Source organism: Streptomyces aureocirculatus, from assembly GCF_000720475.1.
In the GTDB taxonomy this organism is placed as follows: domain Bacteria; phylum Actinomycetota; class Actinomycetes; order Streptomycetales; family Streptomycetaceae; genus Streptomyces; species Streptomyces aureocirculatus.
Genome location: NZ_JOAP01000007.1, coordinates 174774 through 194191 on the forward strand (window position 1 = coordinate 174774; position 19418 = coordinate 194191).

Here is a 19418-nt window from a genome sequence, read left to right on the forward strand (position 1 = left end):
GGGCTCCGGTCGAACCGCCCTGCGTCTCGTTGCGGGAGACGGTGGTCACGGCCAGGGTGTGCGCGGCGAGGGTGGCGGCGGCGGGCAAGGCCGCCCGGACAGCCGCCATGGCGCCCTGGAGGAGGGGGCCTCCCGGGGGGTGGGTGGCGGTGTGGTTGCCGCCTGGACGAGGGGTGATGGTGCCGCGGCCTCCCGTGCGGGGGACGCCGGTGCCGCGGGCTCCCGTGCGGGGGACGCCGGTGCCGTGAACTCCCGTGCCGCGGGCACCTGTGCCGCCCCGGGCGCCCGTGACGTGGGCGCCCGTGCCGTCCGGCCCCCTCTGGGGTGGCCACGGTCCCGGCTGGGACGGGAGAGTTCCGGTCCGGCTTGGGTGCGGGCCCGTACGTGTCGGGTTCGAGGCCGTGCGGGGCCGGTGGGGACCCGTCCGAGTCGGCTCCGGGCCGGGACGGGACGGGTGCGAGCCCGTCTGGGGCAAGTAGGGGCCGGTCCCCGACGACCCCGGACCTGACCAGGACGGGCCCGGGCTCGTCCGGGACGCATGCGGATCCGGCCGGGTCGGGGGCAGGTCCGAGTTGTTCGGGTGCGGGTCCCTCGCGGGTGGGGCGGTCGGGGGCGTGTGCTGTCTGGGGCGCGTGGTCGCCGAGGGGGCGGTGCTCGTGGCCACGGCTCCGAGGAGCAGGTCGAGGCCACGTGCCGCGGCCATGGCTGCGGGCCCCGCGGGGGTGCGTTTCAGGCCCAGGTCGTAGGCCCAGACCGTGCCGGCCAGGGCGGTGGCGGTGGCCAGGGCGGGACGGCCGGCGCGGGCGGCCAGGGCCAGGCCGCCCGCGGTGAACGCGACGGCGGCCGTGAGTGCGGCGGTGGGGGTGACGCGTCCCGAGGGGATGGGGCGTTGGGGGCGGTCCACGGCGTCCTCGGCGCGGTCGGCCCAGTCGTTGAGGGCCATGCCGGCTTCGTACAGGCAGAGGGAGGAACCGATGGCGAGGAAGGTGCCACGGCCGGGGCGCAGGCCGGTTGCCGCGGCCCCCGCGAGGGCGTCGCCGGGGACGGTGAACAGGGCGGGGAGGCGGAGGAGTTCCGCCCAGGCGCGGAGGTTCATGCGGCCTCCCCGAGCCGGGGGGTCACGGTGTACGGGGGCGGGGTGGACCGTGGCACGGCGCCAATCGGCGCGGGCGCGGGCAGGCAGTCGGCCGCCGCCCACGCGAGGGAGCCCCAGGTCGGCCCGAGCCACAGGGACACGGAGCACGGTGACACGACTGCCCGTGGCACGGCGGCCGACGACACAGTGGCCAGGGGCACGGCGGACGGCGACACGGCAGCCAACGGTGCGGTGGTCGGCGACGCGGAAGCCAATAGCACGACGGAAGGCGGCTCAACGGACGGCGACGCGGAAGCCAACGGCACGGCGGACGGCGGCACGGCGGCACGTGGCGCGGTGGCCCGTGGCACGGCGGCACGTGGCGCGGTGGCCCGTGGCACGGCGCCCTGTGACGCGGGCACAGGCACAGGCGCAGGCAGGCACCCGGTCGCCGCCCGCGCGAGGGCGACCCCCGCCAGCCCGAGGCGCGACCCCCGCAGCTTGAGGCCAGGCCCCGCCAACCCGAGGCCAGGCCCCCGCAGCCCGAGACCAGGTCCCGCCAACCGGAGGCCAGGTCCCGCCAACCCGACGCCAGGCCCCGCCAACCCGACGCCAGGCCCCGCCAACCCGAGGCCAGGCCCCCGCAGCCCGAGACCAGGTCCCGCCAGGCCGAGGTCAGCCCCCGTCACCCCGGGCCCGTCCCCCCTCATGCCCCCACCCCCCGGTCCCGGAGGCGGGTGGCGAAGGTGAGGAGGGTGTGGTGTTGGTCGGGTAGGGCGGAGGAGGCGGCTGGGTCGGGGTCCTTGAAGTAGAAGGCCAGTTCGGGGCGGGGGCCGGTGAGGCCGGTTTCGTGGGCGCGGGCGAGGAGGCGGGCCAGGTCGAGGATCAGGGGGGCGGCGAGCGCCGAGTCGCAGCCCTGCCAGGTGGTCTGGAGGGTCATGCGGGTGCCGAGGAAGCCGTCGAAGGCGATGTGGTCCCAGGCGGTCTTCCAGTCGCCGAGTGCGGGGACGTCGTCGATGTGGACCTCACCCTCGGGGGCGGCGCCGAGGGTGTCGGCGAGGACGCGTTCCTTGCCGGCGTTCTTGGCGGCGGCCGCGGCGGGGTCGGCGAGGGCGGCGCCGTCACCGCCGCCCAGGAGGTTGGTGCCGGACCAGGCGCGGACGGCCAGGGCGCGCTGGGCGAACATCGGCCCCAGCACGGAGCGCAGCAGGGTCTGGCCGGTCTTGCCGTCGCGTCCGGCGAACGGCAGTGGGGCGTCGGCGGCGAGGGCTGCGAGGGCGGGGTGGTGCAGCCCCGCGGAGGGCGTGAAGTTGGCGTAGGGCGCGCCGGCGCGCAGGGCGGCGGCGGCGTAGAGGGAGCTGGGTGGCAGCCGGTCGTCGAGGCCGGGGAAGGGGGTGGGTTCGGTGGAGGCGACGTTGATGACGACCACGCGGGCGAGGTGGTGGCGGTGGGCGAAGTCGAGGATCTCGGCGGCGAAGGCGGCGATGAGTTCGTCGTCGCCGCGGGTGTCGCCGGGCAGTGGGCCGCCGGTGCGGATCTCGGTGTCTGCGGCGGCCAGTTCGGCGCGCACGGCGGCGGGCAGCCCGTGTGGCAGTACGCCGCCGGCGGCGAGCTGTTCGGCGCGTTTGGGCAGCGGGCACTCCAGGGTGTCGTGCCCGCCGAAGACGAGGGAGGAGAGCGCCGGGATTCCGGTGCCGGAGAAGGGCGGGGTCTCGGTGACAAGGCCGGTCGGCGGGTGCAGTCCCGCCGACATCGCCGCGCAGCCCGCGACGGCCGTCGTGGCGACGGAGCCGCGCGCTCCGATCAGCCACACCCCGGTGGGTCCTGCGCCGGAAACGTTCGGGCCCTCGGTAGCGGAAGGGGACTCGGTGGACACGGCTGCCTCCTGTCGTCACGCACATACGGTCGTCACCCGCGCGCCGGGGTGCACGGCGGGCAAGACGGTGGGCGGAGGTCCGGCGTCCTCCGCCCACCGCCGTCTATCGGCCGTCCGCCTCCTCGGCGGCGGCCAGTTCCTTCACCCGGATGTCGCGGAAGGTGACCTGGTCGTCGGCACCGTGGTTCTGGATGCCGATGTGGCCGTCCCGCAGGCTCCGCGCCGGATCGGTGTTGGTGAAGTCGTTGATCTGCACGCCGTTGAGCCAGATCCGCAGGCGCTCGCCCTCGACGCGCAGTTCATAGGTGTTCCACTCCCCCGGCGGGTTCAGGGCCCGGTCGCGGGCGGCGAGGTCGGCGGACTTGAAGCCGTAGACCGAGCCGGTGGTCTTCTCGGGGACGTCGGTGGCGTCGATCTGGATCTCGTAGCCGTTGTTCACCGCCGTCCAGGGGTCGTCCGACGGTGGGAAGCCCACGAAGATCCCGGAGTTGTCGTCCTTGTCGGTGCCGGTCATCTTCCAGTCGAGCTTCAGGGAGTACGCGCCGAACTGCTCGGGTGCGTACCAGAGCAGGCCCATGCCTCCCACGGAGGTGATGGTCCCGTCGTCCTTGCGTGCGAAGGAACCCGGCCCTGCCTGCCGCCACCGCGCGAGGGACTGCGTGCTGCCGTCGAACAGCGGCTTGTAGCCCTGTTCGGGGCGGCAGTCGGCCTGGGCCGTGCCCATCGCGTAGCGGATGCCGCCCCCGAGGTGACGGCGGAAGGCGGGGTCGGTGAAGGACTCCTTGGTGTGGCCGCCGCCGGTGTAGAAGGAGCGGCCGGGGGTGCCGTCGACGGCGCCCTGGCACCAGGCGATCGGATGGTCGCCGCCCATCGAGCCACCGCTGTAGGAGGACTCGTCGAGGGAGGCGAGGACGCGGGCACGGTCGCGCGGGTTGGAGCGGTAGTTGTACCACTCGTCGGTGCGTTCCCACACAGGGCCGAGGTGGGCGGTGGCGGGGTGCGCGTGGTCCTCGACCTCGACGTCGGCGGCCTGTATCGCGGGATGCGACTGGAAGTAGGCGCCGGCGAGGCGGCCGTAGAAGGGCCAGTCGTACTCGGTGTCGGCGGCGGCGTGCACGCCGACGTAGCCGCCGCCCGCGCGGATGTACTGCTCGAAGGCGGACTGCTGCTTGCCGTTCAGGACGTCGCCGGTGGTAGAGAGCCAGATGACGGCGTCGTAGCGGGCGAGGTTCTTGGTGGTGAAGGCGGCGGCGTTCTCGGTCGCGTCGACCGTGAAGCCGTGGGCCGCGCCGAGGTCCCGTACGGCGGCGATGCCCTCGGGGATGGAGTCGTGGCGGAAACCGGCGGTCTTGGAGAAGACCAGGACCCGTTCACCACCCCGGTCACGCTCACCACCCCGGTCACGCTCGCCACCCCGGTCACGGTCACCACTCCGGTCACGCTCACCGCCCCGGTCGCGCTCACCGGCCGGAGGTGTGGAGTCGGGATCGGACGCGGCCGGCCCCGACACGCAGCCGATCAGCAGGGCTGCGGCCGCCGTCGCGGTGATCAGACGTGCTCGTGCGCGCATGGGGTGCCCCCTTTCTCAGCTTGTGGTGAAGGTGAAGTCGTCGACGTCGTAGAGCGCGCCCGTGCCCTCTCCCTTGAAGACGAGGAACAGCGTCGTCGTCCCGGCGGGTGCTCCGGTGATGGCGGTGCTGACGTCCGTGTACGTCTCCCACGACCCGGTGGGGTCGACCTTCGCGCTGCCGAGCAGCGGTCCTTCGGCGGAGCCGCTGCGCACCTCGAGGGTGCCGCCGGAGCCCGCGGAGGCGACGCGTGCGGTCAGCTTCGTGGCATTGCTCAGGATGTAGGGCTTGAAGGAGACCCAGTCGCCGTTGTGGATGTCACCAACGGTCCTGCCGCCGTGCGCCGGGGTGTGGTTGATGATCGACACGCCTTTGGAGTCGCCGTAGTGCTCGCCCTGGCGGTGCCGGGTCTGGGTGACGCTCTGGTCGTGGGTGGTCAGCGCGGGCTGTCCGTTCGCGCCCTTGTCGGTGTACTCGGCGTCGAAGACCCCGAAGATGTTCGCGTTCGGGTCGTGCTCGCCGTCCGCGGACGTCTGCAAGGTGCCTTCACAGCCGTTGGCGGTGGTGACCGGGTGGCCGTGGCTGTCGTGGCCGAGGATGTGGGTGACCTTGACCTTGGAGCAGTCGACGGCCCCGTCCTCGGGGTCGCTCACTGTGACCTTGAAGGGCACCTTGTCGCCGAAGGTGAACAACTGCCCGTCGCCGGGGAGTTCCAGCTTGACGGTGGGAGCGGTGTTGCCGACGGTGATGTGGGCGCTGGAGGTGCCGGTGCGCCCGGAGGGGTCCTTGGCGGTGACGGTCGCGGTGTACGTGCCGTTCTCGTCGTAGGTGTGCGCGGGGTTCTGCTGGGTGGATGTGGCGCCGTCGCCGAAGTCCCAGGCGTACGTCAGGGCGTCGCCGTCGGCGTCCGTCCCCTTGGCCGTGAACTGGGTCTGAAGGGGGGCTTGGCCACTGGTCACGGATGCCGATGCCTCCACGACCGGAGAGTGCCCGCCGGTGGCGTTCTCGATGCGGTACAGGGCGGAGTTCTGGTCGCCGTTGAAGTAGCCGGTGCCGTAGTCGAGGACGTACAGCGCGCCGTCCGGGCCGAATTCCATGTCCATGACCTGCGTGCCCGCCCAGGGGAAGGCGTTGACGGACTTCACGGTGCCGTCGACGCCCTGGTCGATGCGCTTGATCCAGCGGCGGCCGAACTCACCGGCGAAGAAGTTCCCGTCGTAGGCCTGCGGGAACTTGACCGGGGAGTCGAGCTGCGCGTCGTAGCGGTAGACCGGGCCGCCCATCGGCGACTCCGAGCCGGTGCCGAACTCGGGGACGGATCCGCCGTCGTAGGGGATCCAGGCGGGCTGCGCGGCGGGCAGGTCGGCCCTGCCGGTGTTGTGCGGCGAGGTGTTCTTCGGTGCGGCGCAGTCGAAGGCCGGGCCGGAGGTCCTGGTGGCGAAGTCGTAGTCCACGTACGCGTCGTTCTTGCCGGTGCAGTACGGCCAGCCGTAGTTGCCTGGCTTGGTGACGCGGGCGAACTCGACCTGGCCCGCAGGGCCGCGCTTGGGGTCGGCCGCGCCCGCGTCGGGGCCGTAGTCGCCGACGTACACGATGCCGGTGGGCTTGTCGACGCTCATCCTGAAGGGGTTGCGGAAGCCCATGGCGTAGATCTCGGGGCGGGTCTTCTTGGTGCCCTTGGCGAAGAGGTTGCCCCGGGGCACGGAGTACGAGCCGTCCGGCTTCACCTTGATGCGCAGGATCTTTCCGCGCAGGTCGTTGGTGTTGGCGGAGGTGCGCTGGGCGTCGTACGCCGGGTTGCGGTCCGGGCGCTCGTCGATGGGGGTGAAGCCGTCGGAGGCGAAGGGGTTGGAGTCGTCGCCCGTCGACAGATAGAGGTTGCCCGCCTTGTCGAAGTCGATGTCGCCGCCGACGTGGCAGCAGATGCCGCGGCTCGCCGGGACGTCGAGGACCTTCTTCTCGCCGGCCGTGTCCAGGGTGCCGTCGGCCTTCAGGACGAAGCGGGACAGTCGGTTCACGCCGTCGAACTTCTTGAAGTCGGCCGCCGTGCCCTCGTTGGGGGCGTCGCCCGCGGGAGTGTTCAGGGGCGGGGCGTAGTAGAGGTAGACGGCCCGGTTCTTCTTGAAGCCCGGGTCGACGGCGATGCCCTGGAGGCCCTCCTCGTCGTGGGTGTAGACCGGGATCTTCCCGGCGACCTTGGTCTCCCCCGCGGCGTCCGTCAGGCGGACCGTGCCGTCGCGGGATGTGTGCAGGACCGAGCGGTCCGGGAGCACGGCGAGCGTCATGGGCTCGCCCATCTCCGGCTCGCCCTTGGCGAGGGTGACCTGCTGGAAGTTCTCGGCCTTCGGCTGCGCGCCGGTCCCAGGGGCGGCCTCGGGCCGGGCCTGCGGCTCGGTCCGGGCTCCCGCGTGGGGCGCGGCGAAGGTGAGGGTGGCGGCGGTGAGCAGGGTTCCGGTGAGCAGGGCGAGGCCTCTGCGGTGGGGTGGGCGGAGTCTGTGCACGGGGTCCTCCGGTCGGGGGCCGTTCGCTGTGGGGGTGCGTGGCTGGCGCCCGGGGTGCGCCGTCACCCCGGGAGGGGTCTATGTCCTGTACACATCAGGGACGGTAGCCAGGTTTGTCCTTGGCGGAAAGACCTTGCGCAACGCTTTAGTTGGACTTTTTCCCGTGGGTGGACAAACCCGGGCTCGGGCGACCCGGGGCACCGCGGAACGCCACCGGTGCGCTCCGCGGTACGCCGCGGGAAACTGCTCGTCCCCGGGGAGCTGCCCGGCCCCGGGGAACTGCCTGCCCCCAGGGAGCTGCCTGCCCCCGCGGAGCTACTCGCCCCCGGGGAGCTGCTTGTCGGTGCCGAACGCCGCGTCGAAGGACGCCGTCGGTGGCTCGAAGTCGTACGCCTTGAGGTGCCGCAGGGCTTCCGGTGCGCCCTGAAGGCGGTCCATCCCCGCGTCCTCCCACTCCACCGATACGGGGCCCTCGTAGCCGATGGAGCGCAGCATCCGGAACACGTCCTCCCAAGGGACGTCGCCATGTCCCGCCGAGACGAAGTCCCAGCCGCGGCGCGGGTCGCCCCACGGCAGATGGGAGCCGAGCCGTCCGTTGCGCCCGTCGAGACGGCGCCGGGCCTCCTTGCAGTCGACGTGGTAGATGCGGTCCTTGAAGTCGAGCAGGAAGCCGACGGGGTCGAGGTCCTGCCAGACGAAGTGGGAGGGGTCGAAGTTCAGGCCGAAGGCGGGCCGGTGGCCGACGACCGCCAAGGCCTTGTGCGTGGTCCAGTAGTCGTACGCGATCTCCGAGGGGTGCACCTCGTGGGCGAACCGGACGCCCTGCTCGTCGAAGACGTCCAGGATCGGGTTCCAGCGCTCGGCGAAGTCCTCGTAGCCCCGCTCGATCATTGCCTCCGGGGCGGGCGGGAACATCGCCACCAGGTGCCAGATCGACGAGCCCGTGAAGCCGACGACGGTGTCCACACCGAACTTCGCTGCGGCGCGCGCGGTGTCCGCCATCTCGGCCGCGGCGCGCTGCCGTACGCCCTCCGCGTCGCCGTCGCCCCAGATGCGGGCCGGCAGGATCGCCTGGTGGCGCTCGTCGATGATCGCGTCGCAGACCGCCTGGCCGACCAGGTGGTTGGAGACGGCCCAGCACTTCAGGCCGTACTTGTCGAGCAGCGCGTGCCGCCCCTGGACGTACGCGGGGTCGGCGAGGGCCTTGTCGACCTCGAAGTGGTCGCCCCAGCAGGCGAGTTCCAGGCCGTCGTAGCCGAAGTCGCGGGCCAGGGCACAGACCTCTTCGAGGGGCAGGTCCGCCCACTGGCCGGTGAAGAGGGTGAACGAGCGGGGCATCGGGGGGCCTCCTCAGACTGCCGTGGCCCCGGCGTCGAGCCCGGTGGGGGCGTCGGCGGCGGGCCCGGCGTGGGCGGGGGTGCTGACGGACGGACCGGCGGGAGTGCCGGCCGGCGTGCCGACGGGGGTGTACACGGCGTTCTTCGCGGCGCTCTCCTCCACCGCGGCGAGCACCCGCTGCACGGAGAGCCCGTCCGCGAAGGAGGGCTCGGGCGTGCTGCCCGTGGCGACGGCGTGGAGCAGGTCGCGGGCCTGGTGCACGAAGGTGTGCTCGTAGCCGAGTCCGTGGCCGGGCGGCCACCAGGCCTCCAGGTAGGGGTGGCCTGGTTCGGTGACGAGGATGCGGCGGAAGCCGGACGAGACGGCGGGTTCGGTGTGGTCGTGGAAGGACAGTTCGTTCAGCCGCTCCAGGTCGAAGGCGAGCGAGCCGTCGGAGCCGTTGAGTTCGACGCGGAGGGCGTTCTTGCGTCCCGCGGCGAAGCGGGTGGCCTCGAAGGAGGCGAGCGCGCCGGAGGGGAAGCGCGCCGTGAAGACGGCCGCGTCGTCGACGGTGACCTGCCCGGTCTCCGTCCGTACCCGCCCCGCCCCGGCGCCGCCCGCGGAGATCGCTCCGGCGCCGGCGTCGGGGAGCGGGCGTTCGCGTACGAAGGTCTCCGTCAGGGCCGAGACGCCCGCGATGCCCTCACCGGTCAGGTACTGCGCGAGGTCCACGATGTGCGCGCCGAGGTCGCCGAGCGCGCCGGAGCCAGCGCGGTCCTTGCGCAGCCGCCAGGTCAGCGGGAAGGAGGGGTCGACGAGCCAGTCCTGGAGGTAGGTGAGGCGGACGTGCCGCAGCGTGCCGACGCGCCCCTCGGCGACCATGCGGCGGGCGAGCGCGAGCGCCGGGACCCGGCGGTAGTTGAAGCCGACCATCGCCACCTGGCCGCGGGCTGCGGCGCGGGCGGCGGCGGCCGCCATGGCCTCCGCCTCCTCGACGGTGTTGGCGAGCGGCTTCTCGCACAGCACGTGCTTGCCCGCGTCGAGGGCGGCGACGGCGATCTCCGCGTGGCTGTCGCCGGGGGTGCAGATGTCGACGAGGTCGATGTCGTCGCGGGCGATGAGGGTGCGCCAGTCGGTTTCGGCGGAGGCCCAGCCGAGCCGGTCGGCGGCGGCGCGCACGGCGGTGCCGTCGCGGCCGCACACCGCGGCGAGGCGTGCGTCGACCGGCAGGTCGAAGACGCGGCCCACGGTCCGCCACCCCTGGGAGTGGGCGGCGCCCATGAACGCGTAGCCGACCATGCCGACACCCACCGCCTGCCGCACCCCCGCGCCCCCGGGCCGCGCCCCGGCATCGGCGTGCCGCACTCCGGCCTCCGTCTGCCGCGCCCCGGGCTCCGCATGCCGCACTCCGGCCTCCGCCGCACGCGAAGGCGGGGCACCCGCCGGGCCCCGATCACCGCCGGGGCCGAGGTCACCCGCCGAGGGCGACGCACCCACCGACCGGGCAGCGGCCCCGCCCGCGGGCTCCACCGCAGCCCCGGCTGCGGGCCCGGCCACAGTTCCGGCAGCGGACCCGGCCACAGACTCCACCGCAACCCCGGCCACGGACCCACCCGCAGGCCCCGCCGCAACCCCGGCAACGGACCCACCCGCGGACCCCGCCGCAACCTCGGCCACGAACCCGGCCACGGGCTCCACCTCAACCCCGGCCACGGGGCCCGCAGGCCCCGCCTCAACCCCGGCAACGGGACCCGCAGACCCCGCCGCAACCCCGGCAACGGACCCAGCCACGGGCTCCACCTCAACCCCGGCAACGGGACCCGCGGACCCCGCCGCGGACCCGCCCAGGGGCCCACCCGCCGCCCCGGCTGCGTGCCCGGCCGCAACCCCAGCCACCGGGCCGACCGCGGGCCCGCCCGCAGGACCGTCCTCGTGCTCCGTCTCACTCATGCGGTAACTCCTCCTCGTCGACACGTCGACTCAACTCGCTCGGCTCGGTGTGCCCGGCACGGGAGCGCTCCCGTGCCTGCTGCGGGGCGGGCCGGGTCACTTGAAGCCGGTGGGCATGTACTGGTCGACGTTGTCCTTGTCGACGACGGCCGAGTAGAGCGTCAGGGACGCCGGGATCTCGAACTCGGCCATGCCGCCGATGCCCTTGCCCTGGCCGAGCGCGCGGGCCAGGTCGATCGCGGAGGCCGCCATCGTCGGCGGGTACAGGACGGTGGCCTTCAGGACGCCCCGGTCCTGCTTGATCTCCTCGAAGGCGGAGAGCGCGCCCGCGCCGCCGACCATCATGAAGTCGTCGCGGCCCGCCTGCTTGATGGCGCGCAGGGCACCCACGCCCTGGTCGTCGTCGTGGTTCCACAGGGCGTCGAAGTTCTTCTGCGCCTGCAGCAGTTGCGACATCTTCGACTGCCCGGACTCGACGGTGAACTCGGCCGCCTGCCGGGCGACCTTCTCGATGTTCGAGTAGTTCTTCAGGGCGTCGTCGAAGCCCTTCGTGCGCTGCTTGGTCAGCTCCAGGTTGTCGAGCCCGGCGAGCTCCACGACCTTCGCGTTCTTCTTGTCCTTCAGCTTCTCGCCGATGTAGTGCCCGGCGTTCAGGCCCATGCCGTAGTTGTCGCCGCCGATCCAGCAGCGGTAGGCCTGCGCGGAGGCGAAGATCCGGTCGAGGTTGACCACGGGGATCCCGGCCCGCATGGCCTTCAGGCCGACCTGGGTGAGCGCCTTGCCGTCGGCGGGCAGGATGACCAGGACGTCGACCTTCTTGTTGATGAGGGTCTCGACCTGGCCGATCTGCGCGGCGGTGTCGTTGGAGCCCTCGGTGGCCTCCAGGGTGACGTCCTTGTACTTCTTGGCCCGCGACTTGGCGTTGTCGTTGATGGCGTTGAGCCAGCCGTGGTCGGCCTGCGGGCCCGCGAAGCCGATGGTGACCCGCTTGCCGGGCTTGTCGTCGGCGACGGCCTGCTTGTTGTCCCCGGAGGTGTCCCCCTCGGAGTCCTTGGACTCGTTGCTGGTGCAGCCGGTCAGCACGGCTCCCGCGGACACGGCGGCCGCTCCGAAGAGCAGTCCTCTGCGGCTCGTGAACTCTGGCATGACATGAACCCCTTAGGTGATGGCCGTACGTACGCCTCAGGTGATGGCCGTAAGTACGCCTCAGGTGATGGCCGTAAGTACGCCTCAGGTGGTGGCCGAACGCCGCTGGACCAGGACCGCGGCGACGATGATCGCGCCCTTGGCGATCTGCTGGACCGCGGTCTCCAGGTTGTTGAGCGCGAAGATGTTGGTGATCGTGGTGAAGATCAGGACGCCGAGCACGGAGCCGGTGATGGTGCCGCGTCCGCCGCTGAGCAGGGTGCCGCCGATGATCGCGGCCGCGATGGCGTCGAGTTCGTACAGATTGCCGTTGGTGTTCTGGCCCGACCCGGCCAGGATGATCAGCAGGAAGGCGGCGATACCGCAGCACAGGCCGGACAGCAGATACAGGTAGAGCCGCTGCCTGCGGACGTCGATACCGGCCAGGCGCGCCGCTTCCGCGTTGCCGCCGACGGCGACGGACCGCCGCCCGAAGGTGGTGCGGTTGAGCAGCAGCCAGCCGACGGCGGTGACGGCGGCGAAGACGAGGACGAGCGGCGGGATGCCGAGGACGTAGGAGTCGCGCTCGCCGAGCTTCAGGACGCCGTCGACGGTGACCATCTGCGTCTTGCCGTCGGTGATCTCCAGGGCGAGTCCGCGCCCGGAGGCGAGCATGGCGAGCGTCGCGATGAACGGCACCATGCCGCCGTAGGCGATGAGCAGGCCGTTCACCAGGCCGCAGCCGAGTCCGACGACGACGGCGGTGAAGAGGATGCCCGCGAAGCCGTAGTCCTGGGTGGCCACCGTCGTCGCCCACACGGACGCGAGCGCGACGATCGCGCCGACCGACAGGTCGATACCGCCGGAGATGATGACGAAGGTCATGCCGACGGTGACGACGCCGATGACGGAGGCCTGGGTGAGGATCAACTGCAGATTGTCGGTGTCGAGGAACGCCTCGGGCTCGGTGACGCCGCCGATGACGACGAGGGCGGCGAGGACGCCGAGCAGCGAGAGCGTCCGCACGTCGACCCGGGCGGCCAGGGACCGCCACGGGCCCGGGTCGCCGTCCGCCGGCGCGCTCTTCTCGGTGACGGGCCGGGCGGGCGATGCGGGCTGCGTCATGACGCCGGGCTCCCTTCGGTGGTCGCGGGGTCCGTGGTCTCGGGGTCCGTGGTTCCGGGGTCCGTGGTTCCGGGGCCCGTGGTTCCGGGACCCGTGCTCGCGGGACCCGTGCTCGCGGAACCCGTGCTCGCGAGGTCCGCGGGCTCGGGCCCGTGCCGGCCGGAGGCCAGGACGAGGTCGAGTACGCGGTGTTCGTCGAGGTCCTCGGCGGGCGCCGTGTGCACGACACGGCCTTCGCGCAGGACGAGGACGCGGTCGGCGAGGCCGAGGACCTCCGGCACCTCGCTCGACACGAGGAGCACGGCGAGGCCTTCGTCGGCGAGCCGCCGGATGACGGTGTACAGCTCCGCGCGGGCGCCGACGTCGACGCCGCGCGTCGGCTCGTCCAGGAGCAGCACGCGGCAGCCGCGCAGCAGCCAGCGGGCGAGGACGGCCTTCTGCTGGTTGCCGCCGGAGAGGGTGCGCACCGGTACGGCGGGGTTGTCGGGCCGCAGCGAGAGCTCCCGGGTGGCCTCGCGAGCGGCCCGCAGCTCCTTGCCCCGGTCCACCCATCCCCCGTACGAGAAGCGGGACATGGAGGACACCGACACGTTGCGGGTGACGGACTCCAGCATCAGCAGGCCCTGCGCCTTGCGCTCCTCGGGGGCGAGCCCAAGACCGGCGCGCACGGCCGCCCGCACGCTGCCGGGCCGCAGCACCCGGCCCTCCAGGCGGACTTGGCCCCGCGTCGGCTTCCGGGCGCCGTAGATGGTCTCCAGGATCTCGGAGCGCCCCGATCCGACGAGTCCGGCGAGCCCGACGATCTCGCCGGGCCGCAGTTCGAGGTCGAGCGGCTCGAACTCTCCTTCCCTGGCAAGTCCTTGTACGACGAGGACAGGCGCGGGCGGCCTCGCGGGGGGTTTCGGCCGGTCGGGGAAGACGTACTCGACGTTGCGCCCCGTCATCAGCGCGATGACCGCACGCGTCGGGGTCTCCTTCGCGGGCAGTCCGACGGCGACGGCACGTCCGTCCTTGAGTACGGTGACGCGATCGCCGATGCGGCGGATCTCCTCCAGGCGGTGCGAGATGTAGACGACGGCGACACCGTCGGCCGTCAGATCGCCCACGATCCTGAAGAGGTTGTCGACCTCGTCGGGGTCGAGCGCGGCGGACGGCTCGTCCATGACGATCAGCCGCACCTCGTGGGAGAGCGCCCGTGCCATGGACACGATCTGCTGCTGGGCCGCGGAGAGGTCGCCGACGAGCCGTGCCGGGTCGATCTCGCCGTGCCCGAGCCGCTTGAGCAGCGCCCCGGCCGCCGCCCGCGCGTCGCGGCCGCGCACCACGAACCCGGCCGTCGTGGGCTCGTGCCCGAGGAAGACGTTCTCGGCGACGGACAGGCCCTCCACCAGGTCGAGTTCCTGGTAGATGGTGGCGATGCCGAGGCGCATGGCGGCGATCGGGGAGCGCAGCGTGACCTCGTCGCCGCGCCAGGCGATGGTGCCGCCGTCGGGCTGGTGGGCACCCGCGAGGACCTTGATGAGCGTGGACTTGCCCGCGCCGTTCTGGCCGAGCAGACAGTGCACCTCACCGGCCTGGACGCGCAGGTCGACGCCGTCGAGGGCGCGGACGCCCGGGAACGACTTGGTGATGCCGGACATGGTGAGCAGGGGTGGTTCTGGTGCCATGACGGTTCCCTCGGGGGGTGCGGCCGGGTTCAGGGCAGGGCAAGGCTGTACAGGGCATGACAAGGTGACTCACGGCGCCGCGTGACGCCGGGTACGCGTACAACTGTTCCGCCGGTCTACGCCGGTGAGAACAGGTGGTCGCTGATGAGCCGGGCGCCGCCGATGACTCCGGCGGTGGGGCCCAGTTCACCGAGGACGATGGGGAGGTTGCCGGTCGCGAGGGGCAGCGACTGGCGGTAGACCTGGGTGCGGATCGCGGCGAGCAGTGTGTGGCCGAGGCCGGTGACACCGCCGCCGATCACCACGAGACCGGGGTTGAAGAAGCTGACGAGGCCCGCGATGACCTGGCCGGTGCGGTTGCCGCCGGCGCGGATCAGGTCGAGCGCGGTGGCGTCGCCCGCGGCCGCGGCCGCCGCGACGTCGACGGCGGTGAGCCGTCCCGAGCCCTCGAAGCGGGTGCTGAGCTCCGGCGAGCGCCCGTGGTGGGCGGCCTCCTCGGCGTCGCGGGCGAGGGCGGCGCCGCTGAAGTACGCCTCCAGGCAGCCCTTGTTGCCGCAGGCGCAGGCGCGGCCGTCCGGTTCGACCTGGATGTGGCCGATGTCACCGGCGCTGCCGGTCGTACCGCGGTACACGTCGCCGCCGACAACGATGCCGCAGCCGATGCCGGTGCCGATCTTGACGCAGAGGAAGTCGCCCACGGAGCGGGCCACGCCCGCGTGCTGCTCCCCCATCGCCATCAGGTTCACGTCGTTGTCGACCATGACCGGGCAGCCGAGGTCCTGGCTGAGCGCCTCCCGTACGGGGAAGCCGTCCCAGCCGGGCATGATCGGCGGCGCCACCGGGACGCCCTCGGGGAAGCGGACGGGGCCCGGTACGCCGATGCCGGCGCCGTCGAAACCCTCCGCGAGCCCCGAGGCTCGCAACTTGGCTGCCATGGCCAGGACCTGCTCGAAGACGGCCACGGGGCCCTCGCGCACGTCCATGGGCTGGTTGATGTGCCCGAGGACCTCCAGCTCGGCGTTGGTGACGGCGACGTCGATCGAGGTCGCGCCGATGTCCACGCCGAGAAAGCGGAGGGCAGGGGCCAGGCGGATGTTGTGGGAACGGCGGCCGCCGCGGGACGCGGCGAGGCCGTCGGCCACCACTAGTCCGGTTTCCAGGAGGCGGTCCACCTCCACGGCCAGCTTGGACCGGGAGAGGTCGACCTGGTCGCCCAGTTGGGCCCGGGAGTTGGGGCCTCCGTCGCGCAACAGCCGCAGTAGTCGCGCCTGGTGCGCGTTGGCGGGTCGAGCAGTCATGCGTCTCACGCGCCCCTCCCCGCCTCTTCGGCCGAATCCCGTGTGTTCGCTGGGCTTTGGAGGGGAACGTAGCAGCGCGTGCCGGGACTGGGAAGAAGTTGAGCGCGAATTACCCATGACTTTCTCCAGTCACAGGACAAAGGTGCGGGAGGTTGGGCCTTCGCGGGGCGCCCCAGGCCCGCCCCTTCACCGCTGCGGCAATCAGCGGCTCCGCCGCGGGCAGGGGCGCTGCGCCCCCTGGACCCCAGCCTTGTCGGCGCTTCGCGCCTCGTCCTCAAACGCCGGACGGGCTAGGAAAGAGCCCGTTCGTGGTACGTCTTGCGCGTGTGCTCCGTGTGCGCCCGCATGACCTCCGTCGCCCGCGCCCCGTCACGGGCGACGATCGCGGCGATGAGTTCGCGGTGCTCGATCCACGACTGGATCCCGCGCTGCCGGGCCACCGGCGTGTAGTACCACCGCACCCGCCGGTCGACCTGACCGGCCAGTTCGGCGAGGACGACGTTCCCCGCGAGCTCCATGACCTTGGCATGGAACGCCGCGTTCGTGGCCACGACGAGGTCGACGTCGCCGTCGGCGACGGCCGACTCGCCCTTGGCGCACAGCTCTTCGAGGGCGGTGATGCCGGCCGTCCCGGCGTGCGCGGCGGCGAGCCGTGCGGCCTCGGCCTCCAGGAGGGTGCGGACCGTGAGCAGTTGGTCCGCCTCCTCCTCCGTCGGCTCGTGCACGAACGCGCCCTGCGCGGGCCGCAGATCGACCCATCCCTCGGTGTTGAGCCGCTGCAACGCCTCACGGACCGGCTGCCGCGACACTCCGAGGTGACCGGCCAGCTCGCTCTCCACCAGGTGCTGGCCGGGACGGAGGGCCCGGGTGGTGATGAGTTCGAGCAGCGCCTCGTAGACCCGCTCGCGCAGCGGTCCCGGCCGCTCCAGCTTGGGCACCGTGCCCTGCGGCAGTCCTGTGGACAACATCGCGGTCCCCCTCCTGGGCGACAACAGCCGGATTTGAATTGGCTTTTGTCTACAGTTTACCGAGCGCTGGGGTTAGAGCCAGGGGTAGTTGGGGGAGATCGGGGTCACGGGCAGCGCACGACCTGTCCCGCGTACGACAGATTGCCGCCGAAGCCGAAGAGCAGCACGGGGTCCCCCTTGCTGATCTCTCCCCGCTCCACCAGCTTGGACAGGGCGAGCGGCACGGACGCGGCCGAGGTGTTGCCGGAGTCGACGACGTCGCGGGCGATGACGGCGTTCACGGCGCCGATGCGCTCCGCGAGCGGCTCGACGATGCGCAGGTTCGCCTGGTGCAGCACGACCGCGGCGAGGTCGGCCGGGACGAGCCCCGCCCGCTCGCAGGTCGCGCGGGCCAGCGGCGGCAACTGGGTGGTGGCCCAGCGGTAGACGCTCTGGCCCTCCTGCGCGAACCGCGCCGGCTCCCCCTCGATGCGTACCGCGTGCCCCATCTCCGGCACGGAACCCCACAGGACCGGGCTGATCCCGGCCTCCTCGCCGTCCCCGCACGGCTCCACGACCGCCGCGCCCGCGCCGTCGCCGACGAGCACACAGGTGGTGCGGTCGGACCAGTCCACGACGGCGGACATCTTGTCGGCGCCGATCACCAGGGCCCGCTCCGCCGCCCCGGCCCGCAGGGCGTGGTCGGCGGTGGCGAGCGCGTGCGTGAAGCCCGCGCACACGACGTTGACGTCCAACGCGGCGGGCGAGCCGAGGCCGAGGCGGGCGGCCACCCGTGCGGCCATGTTGGGCGAGCGGTCGACGGCCGTGGACGTGGCGACCACGACGAGGTCGACGGAGGTGTGCGCCAGGCCCGCGGCGGCGAGCGCCTTGGCGGCGGCGTGCGCGGCGAGCTCGTCGACGGGCTCGTCGGGCCCCGCGATGTGGCGGGTGCGGATGCCGACCCGGGAGCGGATCCACTCGTCGCTGGTGTCGACCATGTCCGCCAGGTCCTCGTTGGTGAGTACCTTGGCGGGCTGGTAATGGCCGACGGCGGCGATGCGTGAGCCGGGCATGGACGTTCCCCTCGTGGTGCCGGACGTGCGTGACCGTCCAGTCTGCTCAGCGACTCACGGGTACGAGGTGACGTGAAGCGACAGTATTGGGGCGTCTGGTTTGGATGCTTCACCACATCGTGTCACCCGGTGAAGAGCTGTTTGGCCTTGTGTACGAGTTCATAGAGGCCGTAGGCGAGGGGCGCTCCCACCCACAGCCAGGCCCCGGCGATCAGCGGGCGGCGGCGTGGCGGGGACGCCTGGTCACCGGGCCGGGGAGGCGGTGGCGTCATCGGCGGGCTCCTTCCGGGCGAGGACGTGGTGGCGGGGGTGCACGGGGCGTACCAGCTCGTTGGCGACGAAACCGATGACCAGCAGGCCGATCATGATGGACAGGGAGACGCCGTAGCGGTCGGAGCCGTGCTTGCCCGCCTCCTCCTGGCGGTCGGCCACCCAGTTGACGATCAGCGGGCCGAGGACCCCGGCGAGCGACCAGGCGGTGAGCAGCCGCCCGTGGATCGCGCCGACCTGGTAGGTGCCGAAGAGGTCCTTCAGATAGGCGGGGACCGTCGCGAAGCCGCCGCCGTAGAAGGAGAGGACGACCAGGGCGCAGACCACGAACAGCGGTTTCGACTCGTCCCCGAACAGGGCGATGAGCAGATACATCAGCGCGCCCGCGCCCAGGTAGAGGCGGTACACGTTCTTGCGTCCCACCAGGTCGGACGCGGACGACCAGCCGATGCGGCCCGCCATGTTCGCGGCCGAGAGCAGCGCGACGAAGCCCGCGGCAGCCGACGCCGAGACGGGTGCGGAGGTGTCCGCGAAGAAGTCGGTGATCATCGGCGCGGCCTTCTCCAGGATGCCGATGCCCGCGGTCACGTTCATGCAGAGGACCACCCACAGGCACCAGAACTGCGGAGTGCGCACGGCCTGCCGGGCCGAGACCTGCGGGCCCGGGGCCGGTGCACTCGACGTCCCCGCGGCCTCCGCCCCGGCAGCCCCGGGCCTCTCGGCGGTCCCGGACACCCCGGAAGCCCCGGGCACCCCAGAAGCCCCGGACACCTCCGCTGCCCCTTCCGGCCCCGGCACCCGCACAAGCACCACCCCGAGTGCCATGAACACGGCGTACGAGAGTCCGTGCACCAGGAACGCGAGCGCGATGCCGGAGGAGTCCGCGCCGAACGACTCCAGCATCCGCGCCGACCACGGCGAGGCGATCAGCGCGCCGCCCCCGAAGCCCATGATCGCGATGCCGGTGGCCATGCCGGGGCGGTCGGGGAACCACTTGATGAGGGTGGACACCGGGGAGATGTAGCCGATGCCGAGTCCGATGCCGCCGACGAAGCCGTAGCCGAACACGATCAGCCAGTACTGGCGGGTCTCGGCGCCGACCGCGGCGAGCAGGAAACCGGAGGTGAAGCAGACGAGTGCGACGGACATCGCCCAGCGCGGACCGTTGCGCTCCACGAGGGTGCCGCCGAAGGCGGCGGACAGGCCGAGCATCACGATGCCGAGCTGGAACGGCAACGCGCTCTGGGTGCCGCTGAGGTCGAGGGCGGATTCGAGGGGTGGCTTGAAGACGCTCCAGGCGTAGGCCTGGCCGATCGAGAGATGCACCGAGAGGGCGGCGGGGGGTACGAGCCATCGGCTCCAGCCGGGTGGCGCTACGGGGGGCCTCATGATCCCGAACGGTAGAAATCCGAACGACCGTTGGGAAGGGGTCGGACACGATTTTCGTCGACGGTATGCGATGTACGGGGTGGGTAACGGGGTAGCACCCCGACCGCCGTCACTCCGCACGTGCAGGACAATGACATCGTCAAGGTCACCTCGCCGCACGAAAGCCCGGTGGCCCACGGCAACCTCTGCTTCCAGGGCCGCTTCGGCTACCAGCACGTACAGAACCGGGACTGATCG

At 72.3% G+C, this 19418-nt stretch carries 13 protein-coding genes and 2 pseudogenes; 1 reads left to right on the forward strand and 14 read right to left on the reverse strand.

Annotation, left to right across the window (positions count from 1 at the left end; genetic code table 11):
• Positions 1-654 precede the first annotated feature (654 nt).
• From IG78_RS51145 to IG78_RS0108910, 14 genes and pseudogenes are all read right to left on the reverse strand, one after another.
• A pseudogene (locus IG78_RS51145) lies at positions 655-1096 on the reverse strand (UbiA family prenyltransferase); the annotation flags it as partial.
• 685 nt (positions 1097-1781) lie between these two features.
• Positions 1782-2951 (reverse strand): inositol-3-phosphate synthase, encoded by a 1170-nt coding sequence (locus IG78_RS0108850; RefSeq protein ID WP_051852449.1) that lies wholly within the window; start codon positions 2949-2951, stop codon positions 1782-1784.
• Between the two features lie 103 nt (positions 2952-3054).
• Positions 3055-4521: a ThuA domain-containing protein gene (locus tag IG78_RS0108855; RefSeq protein WP_030560863.1), complete on the reverse strand. Its 1467-nt coding sequence runs from the start codon at positions 4519-4521 to the stop codon at positions 3055-3057.
• 15 nt (positions 4522-4536) lie between these two features.
• Positions 4537-7020, reverse strand: a complete 2484-nt coding sequence (locus tag IG78_RS0108860) for a PQQ-dependent sugar dehydrogenase (protein WP_030560865.1) — start codon at positions 7018-7020, stop codon at positions 4537-4539.
• A gap of 315 nt (positions 7021-7335) precedes the next feature.
• Positions 7336-8358 (reverse strand): sugar phosphate isomerase/epimerase family protein, encoded by a 1023-nt coding sequence (locus tag IG78_RS0108865; RefSeq protein ID WP_030560867.1) that lies wholly within the window; start codon positions 8356-8358, stop codon positions 7336-7338.
• Positions 8359-8370: 12 nt separating this feature from the next.
• Positions 8371-9702, reverse strand: coding sequence for a Gfo/Idh/MocA family protein (locus IG78_RS0108870; protein WP_225881936.1), 1332 nt, complete (start codon positions 9700-9702; stop codon positions 8371-8373).
• 681 nt (positions 9703-10383) lie between these two features.
• Positions 10384-11433: a substrate-binding domain-containing protein gene (locus tag IG78_RS0108875; protein ID WP_030560872.1), complete on the reverse strand. Its 1050-nt coding sequence runs from the start codon at positions 11431-11433 to the stop codon at positions 10384-10386.
• 84 nt (positions 11434-11517) lie between these two features.
• Complete coding sequence (locus tag IG78_RS0108880) at positions 11518-12537, reverse strand: ABC transporter permease (protein WP_030560874.1); 1020 nt, start codon at positions 12535-12537, stop codon at positions 11518-11520.
• Complete coding sequence (locus tag IG78_RS0108885; protein WP_404827647.1) at positions 12534-14204, reverse strand: sugar ABC transporter ATP-binding protein; 1671 nt, start codon at positions 14202-14204, stop codon at positions 12534-12536. The genes IG78_RS0108880 and IG78_RS0108885 overlap by 4 nt, the downstream gene beginning before the upstream one ends.
• Positions 14205-14320: 116 nt before the next feature.
• Positions 14321-15502, reverse strand: a complete 1182-nt coding sequence (locus tag IG78_RS0108890; protein ID WP_030560878.1) for an ROK family transcriptional regulator — start codon at positions 15500-15502, stop codon at positions 14321-14323.
• Between the two features lie 290 nt (positions 15503-15792).
• Positions 15793-16470 (reverse strand): GntR family transcriptional regulator, encoded by a 678-nt coding sequence (locus IG78_RS0108895; protein ID WP_030560880.1) that lies wholly within the window; start codon positions 16468-16470, stop codon positions 15793-15795.
• A 104-nt stretch (positions 16471-16574) separates the two neighbouring features.
• Positions 16575-17522: a beta-ketoacyl-ACP synthase III gene (locus IG78_RS0108900; protein WP_030560883.1), complete on the reverse strand. Its 948-nt coding sequence runs from the start codon at positions 17520-17522 to the stop codon at positions 16575-16577.
• 122 nt (positions 17523-17644) lie between these two features.
• The gene (locus IG78_RS50075; RefSeq protein WP_169749680.1) at positions 17645-17794 is read right to left on the reverse strand and encodes an MFS transporter small subunit; all 150 of its coding nucleotides are present in this window, start codon (positions 17792-17794) and stop codon (positions 17645-17647) included.
• Entirely contained in the window at positions 17766-19181 is a 1416-nt protein-coding gene (locus tag IG78_RS0108910) for an OFA family MFS transporter (RefSeq protein WP_030560885.1), read from the reverse strand. The genes IG78_RS50075 and IG78_RS0108910 overlap by 29 nt, the downstream gene beginning before the upstream one ends.
• Positions 19182-19289: 108 nt before the next feature.
• Here IG78_RS0108910 and IG78_RS45425 point away from each other — a divergent pair.
• Positions 19290-19415, forward strand: a pseudogene (locus tag IG78_RS45425) (2Fe-2S iron-sulfur cluster-binding protein); the annotation flags it as partial.
• Between the last annotated feature and the right edge of the window lie 3 nt (positions 19416-19418).

Coding starts and splice junctions, on each gene's coding strand:
- IG78_RS0108855 (WP_030560863.1), bottom strand. CDS start 4,521: ATGCGCGCACGAGCACGTCTGATCACCGCGACGGCGGCCGCAGCCCTG.
- IG78_RS0108865 (WP_030560867.1), bottom strand. CDS start 8,358: ATGCCCCGCTCGTTCACCCTCTTCACCGGCCAGTGGGCGGACCTGCCC.
- IG78_RS0108875 (WP_030560872.1), bottom strand. CDS start 11,433: ATGCCAGAGTTCACGAGCCGCAGAGGACTGCTCTTCGGAGCGGCCGCC.
- IG78_RS0108880 (WP_030560874.1), bottom strand. CDS start 12,537: ATGACGCAGCCCGCATCGCCCGCCCGGCCCGTCACCGAGAAGAGCGCG.
- IG78_RS0108885 (WP_404827647.1), bottom strand. CDS start 14,204: ATGGCACCAGAACCACCCCTGCTCACCATGTCCGGCATCACCAAGTCG.
- IG78_RS0108890 (WP_030560878.1), bottom strand. CDS start 15,502: ATGACTGCTCGACCCGCCAACGCGCACCAGGCGCGACTACTGCGGCTG.
- IG78_RS0108895 (WP_030560880.1), bottom strand. CDS start 16,470: ATGTTGTCCACAGGACTGCCGCAGGGCACGGTGCCCAAGCTGGAGCGG.
- IG78_RS0108900 (WP_030560883.1), bottom strand. CDS start 17,522: ATGCCCGGCTCACGCATCGCCGCCGTCGGCCATTACCAGCCCGCCAAG.
- IG78_RS50075 (WP_169749680.1), bottom strand. CDS start 17,794: ATGACGCCACCGCCTCCCCGGCCCGGTGACCAGGCGTCCCCGCCACGC.
- IG78_RS0108910 (WP_030560885.1), bottom strand. CDS start 19,181: ATGAGGCCCCCCGTAGCGCCACCCGGCTGGAGCCGATGGCTCGTACCC.